The organism is Specibacter cremeus, assembly GCF_003946885.1.
In the GTDB taxonomy this organism is placed as follows: domain Bacteria; phylum Actinomycetota; class Actinomycetes; order Actinomycetales; family Micrococcaceae; genus Specibacter; species Specibacter cremeus.
The window spans coordinates 13,276-25,629 of record NZ_RWKQ01000040.1 but is presented as its reverse complement, the minus strand read 5'-3'; the positions used below and the strand labels follow the sequence as shown (position 1 = coordinate 25,629).

General features: G+C 72.0%; 15 protein-coding genes. All 15 read right to left on the bottom strand.

Annotation, left to right across the window (positions count from 1 at the left end; all coding sequences use genetic code 11):
- Positions 1-3 precede the first annotated feature (3 nt).
- The 15 genes from EJC77_RS14930 to fliD all read right to left on the bottom strand — a co-directional run bounded on the left by EJC77_RS14930 (position 4) and on the right by fliD (position 12,254).
- On the bottom strand, positions 4-297 hold the full coding sequence (locus EJC77_RS14930; protein WP_125614276.1) for a flagellar FlbD family protein: 294 nt from the start codon (positions 295-297) through the stop codon (positions 4-6).
- A gap of 188 nt (positions 298-485) precedes the next feature.
- Complete coding sequence (locus EJC77_RS14925; RefSeq protein WP_125614274.1) at positions 486-1,658, bottom strand: flagellar hook protein FlgE; 1,173 nt, start codon at positions 1,656-1,658, stop codon at positions 486-488.
- A 12-nt stretch (positions 1,659-1,670) separates the two neighbouring features.
- Positions 1,671-2,162 carry a flagellar hook assembly protein FlgD gene (locus tag EJC77_RS14920; protein ID WP_240630275.1) on the bottom strand — a complete coding sequence of 164 codons (492 nt, stop codon included), beginning with the start codon at positions 2,160-2,162 and terminating at the stop codon, positions 1,671-1,673.
- A 25-nt stretch (positions 2,163-2,187) separates the two neighbouring features.
- Positions 2,188-3,027, bottom strand: a complete 840-nt coding sequence (locus tag EJC77_RS14915; RefSeq protein WP_125614268.1) for a flagellar hook-length control protein FliK — start codon at positions 3,025-3,027, stop codon at positions 2,188-2,190.
- Positions 3,028-3,860: 833 nt separating this feature from the next.
- Positions 3,861-4,301, bottom strand: coding sequence for a flagellar export protein FliJ (locus EJC77_RS14910; RefSeq protein WP_125614265.1), 441 nt, complete (start codon positions 4,299-4,301; stop codon positions 3,861-3,863).
- Positions 4,301-5,683 (bottom strand): FliI/YscN family ATPase, encoded by a 1,383-nt coding sequence (locus EJC77_RS14905; RefSeq protein WP_125614262.1) that lies wholly within the window; start codon positions 5,681-5,683, stop codon positions 4,301-4,303. The genes EJC77_RS14910 and EJC77_RS14905 overlap by 1 nt, the downstream gene beginning before the upstream one ends.
- Entirely contained in the window at positions 5,680-6,390 is a 711-nt protein-coding gene (locus tag EJC77_RS14900; RefSeq protein WP_125614259.1) for a FliH/SctL family protein, read from the bottom strand. Before EJC77_RS14900 ends, EJC77_RS14905 begins: the two co-directional genes overlap by 4 nt.
- On the bottom strand, positions 6,380-7,396 hold the full coding sequence (fliG, locus tag EJC77_RS14895) for a flagellar motor switch protein FliG (protein ID WP_125614256.1): 1,017 nt from the start codon (positions 7,394-7,396) through the stop codon (positions 6,380-6,382). Before fliG ends, EJC77_RS14900 begins: the two co-directional genes overlap by 11 nt.
- A complete protein-coding gene (gene fliF, locus EJC77_RS14890) occupies positions 7,393-8,973 on the bottom strand; it encodes a flagellar basal-body MS-ring/collar protein FliF (protein WP_125614253.1) in 1,581 nt (526 codons plus the stop codon). Before fliF ends, fliG begins: the two co-directional genes overlap by 4 nt.
- Positions 8,973-9,278, bottom strand: a complete 306-nt coding sequence (gene fliE, locus EJC77_RS14885; RefSeq protein WP_125614250.1) for a flagellar hook-basal body complex protein FliE — start codon at positions 9,276-9,278, stop codon at positions 8,973-8,975. The genes fliF and fliE overlap by 1 nt, the downstream gene beginning before the upstream one ends.
- A gap of 3 nt (positions 9,279-9,281) precedes the next feature.
- Positions 9,282-9,671: a flagellar basal body rod protein FlgC gene (locus EJC77_RS14880; protein WP_125614319.1), complete on the bottom strand. Its 390-nt coding sequence runs from the start codon at positions 9,669-9,671 to the stop codon at positions 9,282-9,284.
- The gene (locus tag EJC77_RS14875; protein ID WP_125614248.1) at positions 9,668-10,009 is read right to left on the bottom strand and encodes a flagellar basal body rod protein FlgB; all 342 of its coding nucleotides are present in this window, start codon (positions 10,007-10,009) and stop codon (positions 9,668-9,670) included. The genes EJC77_RS14880 and EJC77_RS14875 overlap by 4 nt, the downstream gene beginning before the upstream one ends.
- A gap of 147 nt (positions 10,010-10,156) precedes the next feature.
- Entirely contained in the window at positions 10,157-10,453 is a 297-nt protein-coding gene (locus EJC77_RS14870; protein WP_125614245.1) for a hypothetical protein, read from the bottom strand.
- Entirely contained in the window at positions 10,450-10,875 is a 426-nt protein-coding gene (gene fliS, locus EJC77_RS14865; protein ID WP_125614242.1) for a flagellar export chaperone FliS, read from the bottom strand. The genes EJC77_RS14870 and fliS overlap by 4 nt, the downstream gene beginning before the upstream one ends.
- A complete protein-coding gene (fliD, locus tag EJC77_RS14860; RefSeq protein ID WP_125614239.1) occupies positions 10,872-12,254 on the bottom strand; it encodes a flagellar filament capping protein FliD in 1,383 nt (460 codons plus the stop codon). Before fliD ends, fliS begins: the two co-directional genes overlap by 4 nt.
- Between the last annotated feature and the right edge of the window lie 100 nt (positions 12,255-12,354).

Here is a 12,354-nt window from a genome sequence, read left to right as displayed (position 1 = left end):
GGCCTACCTTCCCGGCTTCGCGGGTCCGTCGGCCGGTCCGGCCGGGTGGATGATGCTCAATCGCGGCGAGTCGAACGGGTTGGGGGCATCGGCGTCGTCCGTGTAGTCGCGGGCGAGCGAGATGACGCGGGCACGGAAGCGGGCGATCCGCTCGATGACCTGCTGCATCGACTCTGTGACGATGTAGCGGGCGCCGTCGGCCATGACGACGGTCGTGTCCGGGGACTCGAAGATCCGCTCGATGAGATCCGGGTTCAGCGCGAATTGGCGCCCGTCCAACCGGGTTACCACAATCATGTTCTGCCCATCCTTCGGCGCGCACGCGGTGTCCGGTATCTTCTCCCGTTCTCCTGTCACCGCACACTGTCGGCCGACTCGGGCCCGCCGTTAGCCGGGACTGCCGGATCCAGTGATCGATACATCGGGGTGTTGGGGCTCCTCACCCCGATGTATCGATCACTGGACGGCCGCAAGCCCCGAATGGGCTACCGCTTGAGCTGCGTGAGTTCCTGCAGCACCTCGTCGGAGGTGGTGATGATGCGGGCGTTGGCCTGGAAGCCGCGCTGGGCCACGATCAGGTTGGTGAATTCCTGCGACAGGTCCACGTTGGACATCTCCACGTACCCGCCGGCCAGCTCCCCCAGCCCGCCCTGGCCGGGTGCTCCGATCACGGCACCGCCGGAGGATGCCGTGGCCCGGTAGCTGGAGTTGCCATCCTTCTCCAGACCCCCCGGGTTCGTGAAGTTTGCCAGCGCCACCCTGCCGATGACGGCGTTCTCGCCATTGCTGAACGTGCCCGTCAGGGTTCCGTCGGCGCCCAGCGCGAAGGACTCGAGCGTGCCGGCCGCATTGCCGTTGCTGCTGGTCACGGCCACGGTGGACAGGTTCGCATAGCCGGTGACGTTGGCCAGGTCCACGGTGATGCCGCCGAGGGCCATGACGCCGCCGCCGGCCGGCGTGCCGTCCGGATTGAACGTCAGCGACGTGTTGCCGGTCGTGCCGCCGTCGGTGCCGGCCACGTCCCAGCCGGCGGCCGTGCGGGTGAACTCGAGCGAGACGTTGCGCTTGGCGCCGGACGCGTCGAACACCTGCACGTCGCGGACCAGCTTGGTGCCGGCGGCCGCGTCGCTGGGCAGGTTGCCGCCGAGGACGGTGCTCGTGGTGGCCGCCGACGGCGTCGTCATGGCCTTGGAGATCGCCAGGTTGCCGAGCGCCCCGCCCGTGTTGACCTGCCCGTTCACGGCCGCCCAGCCCTGCAGCAGCGCACCGTCCGGGGAGACGAGGCGGCCCTGCGTGTCGAAGTCGAACGACCCGGCGCGGGCGAACAGCTGCTGGCCGCCCTTGCTGGTGACGAAGAATCCGTCCCCGGAGATCATCATGTCGGTCGAGCGGCCCGTGGCCTGGGCCGAGCCCTGGGCGAAGTTCGTGGAGATGCCGGCCACCTGGACGCCGAGGCCGACCTGGGCCGGGTTCGTGCCGCCGACGGCCGCCTGCGCGGCGGAGCCGGACTTGGTCACCTGGGACAGCGTGTCCTGGAATTGCACGGTCGAGGACTTGAAGCCGGCCGTGTTGACATTCGCGATGTTGTTGCCCGTCACGTCGAGCATGGTCTGGTGCGAGCGGAGTCCGGAGATGCCGGAGTACAGGGAGCGAAGCATGGAAGAACCTTTCTAGGCGGTGGGTACTGCGGCGGTCGGTGTGGGGGCCGGCGTCGTGGTGACGCCGGAAATCGAGTCGAGCGCCACCTTGTCGGTGCCGATCGTCACGGTGGGAACGGACCCGGCGAAGGAGACGGCGCCGGCGATGCCGGAATGCTCGGCCCCGTCGGCGTCCTTCCAGGACACGAGCTGTCCGATCAGCGCGGCGGCGGACGTGCGCATCTGCAGCGAGAAGTTCTCGGTGGCCGTCGTGTCCATGCTGGTCAGCTTCTCCATGGTGGCCAGCTGCGTCGTCTGCGAGATCATCTGGTTCGTGTCCATGGGCGAGGACGGGTCCTGGTTGCGCAGCTGCGTGACGAGCAGGTTCATGAACACTGCGGAGTCCATGACCTGTTTGGGCTTGCGACCCTGGGACGTGTTGTACAGCCCGGTCACCGCGGTGGCCGGTGCAACGGGGGACGTCGAACCGACGGGCGCTGCGGGCTCTGTGGCGCCAATGCTCAAGGGGTGCTCCTTTCCAAGTCGTGATCTAAACCGTGATGTCCAAGGTGCTGCCGGTCCGCGTCCCGGCGGCCCCGCGTGCGGGTGCCGGGTCCGGCCCGGGAGCGCGGTAGGGGCCGTCCGCATCGCGCCCGGACTCGCGCCCGGATCCCTGGCCGGGGTTCCAGCCACCCGGGTTCGAGCCGCCCGGGTTCCAGCCACCGGCGGTCCAGCCGCCGGGCCTGCCGGGGTCGCCGGATGTCCCGGAGCCGAGGCTCAGCGACGAGTTCATGCCCTGCCCGGCCAGGTCGCGCCGGAGGTCGGCCAGGATGGCGCGCAGCCCGTCACGCCCGGCGTCGGTGCCGGACAGCAACTCGATCCGGATGCCGTCGGCGCCGATGTGCGCCCGCACGGTCACGGGTCCCAGCGCATCAGGCACCACCTCGACCGTCATCACATGCCGCCCCTCCGGCGCGCCCGACAACGTGAACAGCGGCTTGGCCAGCTGGTCGACGAGCGTCGGGACCGGCTGGGTGGTTGGCGGCGGTGTCGTCGCGGCGGCGGGGGAAGGCACGACGACGGAAGTCGCCGCGGCCGGGCCGCTCGGCGCCAGCACGGGGTTGGCTGCGGGGTCTGCGGCCCGGTTGGCGCCGATCGCCGGATCGTGGGCGGGGGCGCCGTTCGCGGTCCCGGCCGCCGGCTTGTCGGCTTGGTCGGCCAGAGCGGCCGGGACCGCGTCGGTCACCGGCTGGCCCGTGGCGGCCGTGACGGCACCGGTCGCCGCGGCTGCGCCCCGTGCGCCATCAATACATGCGCCGTCAATGCCTGCGCCGTCAATGCCCAGTGACACGGCCTGCGGGTTCCCGGCGGCGGGACCGGCGGCAGGCATGCCCGACGACCCCGGGCGGGCCTGGCCGGCCGGAGCGGTCGCTGGCCCAGTCGGCGGAGCGGTCGACGGAGTGGAGTCTGCCGCCGTGGCCGTGCCAGCCGAGGGCGGCACGGTACCGGGAGTCGCAGTGCCGGGAGTCGCAGTGCCGGACGTCCCAATTCCGGGGGCCTGGATGCCGGTCGTCAGTCCGCTCGCAGGGGCCGGAACGGGCCCCCGTGCACCGGGAACGGGCATTGAGACCACAGGCACCGCGGCGTCGGGCATTGAGGCCGAAGGCATCCCGGCAACCGGCACCCCGGCGGTGCCGCCGCCATCGCGGGTCGTCGACGGTCCGGGACCGGCCGCCGAAGTCGTGTCCGGTCCCGTAGCCAGTCCAGCGGCCAAGCTCCCACTCGCGGCGGTCGCCGTGGCCTGTGCCGCGAGAACGGCCCCGGCCGACGTACCGGTCGGCACGGCCGGCCCGGTCGGCACGGGCGGTGCGGCAGCAAAGGCGAACGCACTCACGGCAGTGATACCCGTTGTTGCGGCGGGATCCGGACCGGTCGGGTTCGGCAAGAGCGCGCCGGCCACGTCAGGCCCGGCCACCCCGGACCCGGGGACGTCGAATCCGGGGACGTCGAATCCAGGGCCCGCAGATCCGGTGCCACCGGATCCAGGCGTCCCGCGCGGGACGTCGTTTCCGGGCGGGACAGTCGCCCCGGACATGTCCTTGAGCCGGGCGTGGCGCAGCCGTTCGGCAAACCCACCGCCGCGGCCCGCCGCGTCGGCGCGGGGAGTGGACCCACCGGCCGGCGGTTCAAACGATGCGGGCAGGTCGAAGGACGCCGGGATGCTCATCGGCCGACTCCCGCACCGGGCGTCCCCGCCCGGTACAGCGTCCCGGACAGCTCATCCAGCACCTGCTGCTCGGCACGCAGGTCCTCCACCAGGAGGGCGGCGGCGTGCTGGTCGGCCAGTTTTTCCAGCGTGCTGGACGCCGTCTTGGCGGCAACCAGGTCGGCCTCGGCCGCGCGGGCCGCGTCGTCGAGCGAGTCGGTCAGGGCGTGCAGGTCCGCCAGCATGTGCCGGGCCGCCGACCGGGCGGCCGCCGCCGCCGCCAGCGCCGCCGCCGAACCGGGCTCCCCGGGCGTGGTCCCCAGTTTGTCGCGGGCGGCCGCGATCGCGTCCTGGTGCGCCCGCCGCCGGCCGTTGGTGCGGGCCAGCACGCCCGCGGCCTCATCCGCCTGCACCTGCCGGAACCGCAACAACCCGGCCAGCCTGAACGTGTTGCCCATCAGATCCCACCCATCGCCTCGGTCAGGTTACGCAATTGTTCCCACGCGGCCGCACCCGGAACCTGCGCGTCCATGTCCTGGCGCAGGAACGCCTCGATCGCGCCGGCGTGCGCCAGCGCCGCATCCACCAACGGGTTCGTCCCCGCGTGGTAGGCGCCCACGTCTATCAGGTCCTGCACGGCCCGACGCGCCGCCATCACCTTCCGCAACGTCCCGGCGTCGTGCTTCTGCGCCGGCGTGCACACCTTCGACGCGACGCGCGAGATGGAACCGAGCGCATCGACGGCCGGGAAGTGGCCGGCCACGGCCAGTTTGCGGTCCAGCACGACGTGCCCGTCCAGGATCGACCGGACGGCGTCGGCGATCGGTTCGTTGTGGTCGTCGCCGTCGACGAGCACCGTGTACATGCCGGTGACGGACCCGGTGCGGTCCGTGCCGGCGCGTTCGAGCAGGCGCGCCAGCAAGGAGAAGGTCGACGGCGGGTAGCCCCGCGTGGCGGGCGGCTCGCCAACCGAGAGCCCGATCTCGCGCTGGGCCATGGCCACGCGGGTGAGCGAGTCCATCATGAGCATGACGTCGGCGCCGCGGTCCCGGAACGACTCGGCGATGCGCGTGGCCGTGAACGCGGCCCGCCGGCGCACCAGCGCGGGTTCGTCGCTGGTGGCGACGACGACGATGGAGCGGGCCAGGCCGTCGGGGCCGAGGTCGTCCTCGAGGAATTCGCGCACCTCGCGGCCGCGCTCCCCCACGAGGGCGATCACCGACACCTCCGCCTCGGTGCCGCGCGCGATCATGGACAGCAGCGACGATTTGCCGACGCCGGAGCCGGCGAACAGGCCCAGGCGCTGCCCGCGGCCGGCCGTGACGAGTGTGTCGAGCACGCGCACGCCGGTGTGCAGCGGCGCCGTGATGCGGGCGCGGTCCATCGAGTTCGGTGTGGCGTTCTCCAGCGGCACGCCGGCGTGCGGCGGCAGCGGCCCCAGGCCGTCGATGGGCCGGCCGAGCCCGTCCAGCACCCGGCCGAGCAGCCCGTCGCCGGTGGGCACCAGCAGCGGCTCACGCCGCGCGCGGACGGGGATGCCGCGGGCCAGCCCGGCGACGGGGCCCAGCGGCATGATCCGGGTGATCCCGCCCTGCACGGCGACCACCTCGGCGTCCACCGGGGTCGGGGCGCCGATGGCGACCATGTCGCCCACCGCGCAGTCCAGCCCGCTGACGGAGGCGGTGAGGCCGACGACGGCGGTCACCTCGCCGACGCGCTCGGGCGCGGCCGCGCGCAGCGCGGCGGGGAACGCCACCGACAGCAGGCCCGGAAGCAGGCCCGGCAGCCCGTCCGCCCGCACTGGCGCATGCCCCGCGCGGACGGTCGTCGCGACGCTCATGCGGAACCGTCCGTCAACAACGCGGCGCGGGCCCGCTCAAGCGCCGTGCCGATGCGCGCGTCCAGGAAGCCGTCCGGGAAGTCGGCAACGGCGTCGCCGGGGGCGAGCGAATCGTCCGCGACGACGTCGAGGCTCGACAGGTCAAGGTGCGCGAAGGCGGGGTTCGCCAGGCCGGCGTCCGCGGCGTCCGTGAGTGGCCGCTCCAGCACGGCCAGGTCGTCCGGATGCAGCCGGACACGCACGGGGCCGGCCGCGCCGGGGTGGCCCAGCACCCTGGTGAGGGCCGCGCGGGCCCGCGTTCCGGCGTCGTCCATTACCGTGCCGAGCACCGCCTGCGCCAGCTGCAGCGCGCAGTCGGCCAACACGGTCTCGGCGTCGGCCAGCACGGGGGCCGTCCGTCGTTCCAGGGCTCGCGTCGCCGCCTCCAGGGTCGCGAGCTGGCGGGCCAGGGCCGTGGCGGCGTCCGACCGCACCCGTTGCAGCAGTGCCGCGTGTTCGGCCTCCATGTGGCGCCGTGCCGCTTCGGTCTCCGTCTCGGCGTGCCGGAGCCCGGCGGCGTACCCGGCCGCGCGGCCTTCGGTGTGGCCGCGCTCCCGGGCCCGCCGGTGGTCCGTGCCGGCCACGACCGGGAAGGCCGCGGGGAGGACGCGGTCGGACGGGGCCAGGGACAGTGTCTGCCCGGTAGACCGGGTCTGCTCAGTAGACAATGGCGTCCTCCTCCCCACGCCGGATCGTGATGGACCCTTCGGCCTCCAGCTCGCGGATGGTGCGCACCACGTCGGCGCGGGCCTGCTCGACCTCGGAAACCCGGACCGGGCCGAGCGATTCGACCTCGGACTCCAGCACCTCGCGGTTGCGTTCGGAGATGTTGTGCTTGATGGCGTCGATGACCTGGGCGTCGGCGCCCTTCATGGCCATGGCCAGGGCGCGGGCCTCGGTGCCGCGCAGCACCAGCTGCACGTCGCGGTCATCCAGGTGCACCAGGTCGGAGAACGTGAGCATGCGGGAGCGCACCTCCTCGGCCAGGTCCGGGTCCCGGGATTCGAGCTCCGCCAGCAGGGCGCGTTCGGTGGCGATGTCGGCCCGGTTGATGATTTCGACCAACGGCTGGACGCCGCCGATCACGGCCGTCTTCTCCCGCGGCGAGACGACCGCCAAGGCACGCTGGCGCAGGGTGTCGGCCACGATGCCGACGGCCTCCGGGGCGGCGGCGCCCATGGTGGCGATGGCCTGGGCGACGTCGACGCGCTGTTCGGCCGGCAGCCCGGCCAGTGCCGCCGAGGCGCGGTCGGGGCCCAGGTGGGCGAGCACCAGCCCGATGGTCTGCGGCAGCTCGCCCTCGAGCAGCGACACGACCTGGGCCGGTTCGGCGTCCTCCAGGAACTCGAAGGGCTTGCCCGCCAGGTTGGACGCCAGCCGGTCCATGAGGCCGGCCGCGCGTTCGGCGCCGAAAGAGGCCTCGAGCAGACCGGCGGCCATCTCCGGACCACCCAGGGCGGCACGGCGGCCACTGACCACCATCTCGTGGAATTCGCCGATGACGTCGTCGGCGACGTCCGGGCTGACCCGGCGCATGGCCACGATCTCGACGGCCACGGCCTCCGCCTCCGCCTCGCTCAAATGCGTCATGACGGCCGCGGCCGCCGGTTGGGACAGCTGCATGAGGACGGCGGCGGCCTTCTGCGTCCCGGTCAGCTCGGCGACGTCGCTCACTTGGTCACCCGCTCATCCATGAGCGAGCGCAACAGGGCCGCCGTCTTTTCCGGGTCGGCGACGGCCAGCGCGTTGATCGAGGCGCGCTTGGCGCCGCTGTCGGATTCCTCGGCCGCCGGCAGGATGACGGGCTCCGGGATGGCGGGCAGCGCCGACGTCAGCGGCAGTGACTCCACCTGGACGAATGGGCCCGCCTTCTCGCCCAGGTCGACGATTTCGCGCACCTGGCGGCGGTTCTTCCGGGCGTACAGGACCAGCGCCAGCAGCGCCACGAGCACACCGAACGCACCCAGCCCGATGTTGCGCCACGTTGCCGCAGTGGCGGCCGCGTCGGCCTCCTTCCGGGCCGCGTCCAGGGCGGCCTTCGCGGCGTCGGCCGCGGCGGTGGAGAACGGCACCAGCTTGACCGTGACGGTGTCGCCGCGGGCCGTGTTGACACCGGCCGCGGTCGAGATCATCTCGGTCAGCGTGGCCGCATCGATGCTGCCGGCGGCGCCCTTGTCGACGGCGACGGACAAGGACTGGCGCTGCAGGATGCCGGCCGGGACGGTCGTGTTCTCGGTCGTCTTGTCCACGCCGTTGTTCCGGGTGGCCTGCGTCGACTCGCTGTTGCCGCCGGCTGCCGTGGAGGGGTTCGGGACGGCGATGTTGTCGGGGCCCAGGACGCCCGCGCCGGTCCCCGTGCCGCCGGTCGACTTCTGCGAGCTGGATGATTCGTTCAGCGCTGGGGCGCCGCCGGCCGGGGCCTTGAACGATTCCTTCACGATGTCGGAGGACGTCTTGTCCATGGTGGCCGTCAGCGACACGGTTGATTTGCCCGGTCCGAGCACGCGGTCCAGCATGGCCTGCACGTCGGCTGACACGCGGCCCTCGTAGTCGGTGGCCTGCTTGTCGGCGCTGCCGGTGGCCCCGCCGGTGGAGAGCACGTTGCCCTTCGCGTCGACGACGGACACGTTGGCCGGCTTGAGCCCCTCGACGGCGGACGAGGTCAGGTGCACGATCGCATTGACCTGGTTGTCGCCCAGCTGCGCGCCCGGGGTGGTCTCCACGAACACGGACGCCGTCGGGTCCGTCTTCGTCGACGTGAACACCGTCTTCTCCGGGATGGCCAGCTTCACCGACGCGTTCGCCACGCCATCCATGGCCATGATGGTCTTGGCCAGTTCGCCCTCCATGGCGCGCTTGTACGTGACGTTCTGCTGGAACTCGGAAGACGTGACGCCCATGTTGTCCAGCAGCGAATAGCCGCCGGTCGTGGCGGAAGGCAGCCCGGCGGCGGCCGCCTTCAGGCGTTCGTCGTACACCTTGGCGTCCGGCACCAGGATCGTGGACCCGCCGTTGGCCAGCTGGTACGGGACATTGTCCGTCTTGAGCTGGGACACGATCGAGTTGGCGTCCGCGGCCGACACGCCGGAGAACAGCGGCGAATACGTGGGCTTGGTCAGCCAGGCCGTGAGCGCCACCGTGCCGAGGACCAGCACGGCGACGGCGAGGATCGCCAGCGTGCGCTGGGCGAACGAGAATCCCCGCACCGCCCCGGCAACCCGGCCCCAGGCGTTCGCAATGGCCGGGGGCATCAGGCCTGCATCCGCATGATGTCGTTGAACGCCTCGACACCCTTGTTGCGCAGGGTGGAGACGAGTTCGAGCGTGACCTGGGCGCGGGTCGCGGCGAGCGTGGCCTGGTGGATGTCGTCGAGGTTGCCGGTGACGGCCTGCACGGCCAGCTTGTTCGCGTCCGCGGAGAGCGTCTGGACGTTGTCGAGGGCGCCGGCCAGCGCCGTGCCGAACCCGGAGCCGGGCGCGGCGGCGGACCCGGGCGTGCCGGTCGCGTCGGGAAGGTACGCGGTGGCGGTGACGCCGGCGATGGGTTGAAGGCTCATCGGTTACTTTCCAATCTGCAATCCGGCCTCGTACATGGTCTTGGCCCGGTCGACGACGGCCGCGTTGGCCTGGTAGCCGCGCTGGGCCATGATCAGCTGCCCCATCTGGGAGGCGAGGTCGATGTCCGGGTAGCGCACGTACCCCTGCGCGTCGGCCAGCGGGTTGTCCGGTTCGTGGACCAGCCGGCCGGTGGCGTCCCCATAGGCGGCCCCGGCCACGTACACCCCCGAGGTGCCCGTGCCGGCCTCGGCCAGCACGTAGCGGGCGCGGAACGCCTGGGCGCTGGTCCGCGTGGCCGTGTTCGCGTTGGCCAGGTTGTCGGAGACCGCGTCGAGCCACTTGCGGTGCAGGGTCAGGCCGGTGGAGGCGATCCCGATTGCGTCGGCCATCAGTTGGCCTTCAACACGGTGCGCATGGCGGTGAACTCGCCGTTGACGGCCTGCGCGGCGAACTGGTACCGCAACGTCGTCTCGATGTTGGAGAGCGTCTCGGTGTCCAGGTTGACGTTGTTCCCGTTCAGCTGGGTGGGCTCCATGGACAGCCCGGTGGTCGCGGCCGCGGCGCCGCTGCCGGCACGCACCGATGCGGCCAGGGCGTCCTCGAACTGCACCCGCTTGGCCCGGTACCCGGGGGTGTTGACGTTGGAGATATTGTCCGCGATGGCGCGCTGCCGTTCGGACAGCCCGTTGAGCGCGCTCGTCAACGCCACGGTGACCACAGAATCCAGCACTGCGCAATTCCTCGCCGAAGTAGGGGGGCCGATCCGTGGCCTGGAAGTGAGCGGTCCGTGCTCATCCCCCACTATCGGCAACGCCGTGAGGCGCGTAAGGCGGGCCGCCGTCGTCGTCCGTCGTTGCGGCCGAAAAGGAGCGACCGATCAGCCGATGACGTCCAGGTACACGGATCGGGCCTCGCGGCGCGCCGGTGCGGCCTGCCCCAGCCGGGCTGCGGTCTCGCCCATGGCCTCCCGGAGCGAGGCGACGGCCTCCACCTGCGCGGCGGCGATCCGCCGCGCGCGGCCCGCCAGGTCGGCGGGCAGCGGGCCCGGATCGGCCGACGGCTCCCAGGCGGGGCCGGTCTGGCGCGCGACGGCGTGGGCCTGGGCCCGTGCCAGCGTGCGGGCCAGTGCCACCTCCGCCTCCAAGGTGTCGAGGATGTCCGGCCAGATGCTCATGCCGGCACCCTGCCTTCCGAAACACTGGCCGCCGAAACACCGTCAGCTGGTGTGGCCGCCGCCTCGTGCCAGGCCTGGCGCAGCGGCTCCAGCAGCGAGATGCAGTCGCGGACGGGCGCCGGGTCGCGGTGGATGTTGGCGTTCATGAGCGCTGTGCCGGCGTAGCTGTACAGGCCCGCCAGGTGGTCCGCGCCGTCCCAAGCGCCCGGCTCGAGCGTGGCCGACAGTTCGGCGATGATGTCCTGGGCGTGGATCAGGAGCTCGTGCGCGGCCGGCCAGTCCTGGGTACCCTGGGCCTCCGCCGCGCGGGCCAGGTCCAGCAGCAACCGGTCGTAGAGCAGGGTGAGCAACCGGGCCGGGGAGGCGGAGAGGACGGCCTCGCGCTGGTAGGCGTTCAGGGCACGGGCCTGTTGGACGGTCACTTGGAACTGCTTCCGCTGGAGGAGAACGAGTTGATCTGCGCGGTCAGCCAGCTTTGCTGCGATTGCATCTTGCTCAGCTGGACCTCAAGGTTCGTGTAGACGGCCTGGAGGGAGGACCGGCGCGCGGCGAGCCGGTCGTCCCAGTTGAGGATCTGGCCGTTCAGGTCGTCGATGACCGCCTGCTGGCCCTTGATGCGCTGCGACAGCGTGCCATCGGTCGGGTCGGAGACGGACGTTGCGGCCGCGGACACGCGGTCCGCGATGGTCTGCAATGTCTGCTGGACGGTGGCCGGGTCCTTGGCGTAGGCGGCGGCGAAGGCGTCCGCGTCGAAGGAGAAGTCGCCGTTCTTCGTCGAGTTGATGCCGATCGAGGCCGGGGAATTGCCGTTGATGGGCGCGGTCACGGCGTTGAACAGCGCGTTCTTGGCGGTGGTGGTGGTGCTGTCGCCGGTGAAGAGGCCGCCCGTGACGGTGGCGCCGGCCCCGCTGCCGGACGTCGCCACGGTCGATTGGGTGAAGATCGAGCCGAGGATGATGTTGATGCTGCTGGTCAGGTCCTTTGCGGTGGCCGTGACCTTGGCGGAATCCCTGGCGACCGTGACGGTGGCCGGGTCTGTCGTGACCTGGTTGACGGTGATGTCCAGGCCCGGGGCGATCGCCGTGAACGTGTTGCCCGCGCTCGTGATGCTGGTGGCCGCCGGGGTGCCGGCCCACAAGGTGACCTGGGCGTCCTGGCCGGTGCGCAGGGTGGCCGCGCCGGCCGCACCCAGCAGCGTCGGCGCGGTCCCGGCGTCGTACTCCGCCTTGCTGCCGAACACGGCGGTGAACTGGTGCGCCGCACCGGTGTCGCTGGCGGTGAGCTGGAGCCGGTACACGGTGGCGCCGGTGCCGTCCTGGCCGGCGGCGACCTTGACGGCGGAGATGCCGGCGGCGGAGTGGTTGATGGCGTACGCCATGTCGTCCAGGCTGGTGCTGGCCGCCGTCACCTGGGTGTTGGTGCCGTCCGGGCGCACGAAGGTCATTGTGGTGCCGGGCGATGCGGTGAGGGGCGCGCTGACCACCGCGTGCGCCGTCGCGAGCCGGTCCACGGTGAGGTCCAGGCTCGTGGTGCGTGCGGCGGAGGAGGCCGAGACGGTGATGGCGCTGGAGCTCGAGGAGGCCTGGTACATGTCCAGCCCGCCGGTCTTGGCGATGGCGCCGGCCTGCGTGGCGAGGGCCGCGAACTTGGTGTTGAGCCCCTGCATGGCGGTCAGGAGCGCGGAGTCCGTGGTGACCGCGTTCTTCATCAAGGTCTGCGGACGGGCCTCCGCGGCGATGAGCGCGTTGATGATGGAGGTCGTGTCCAGGCCCGAAACCATCCCGTCGATGCCCATGCCCATGTGGCGGTTCCCCTCGTCAGTACGTGTGTGGCGCCGCGGCGGCCGCGCACGCTCTGGTGCGCGGCCGCCACGGCTGCCGGGGCCTGCGCCCCGGCCGGTG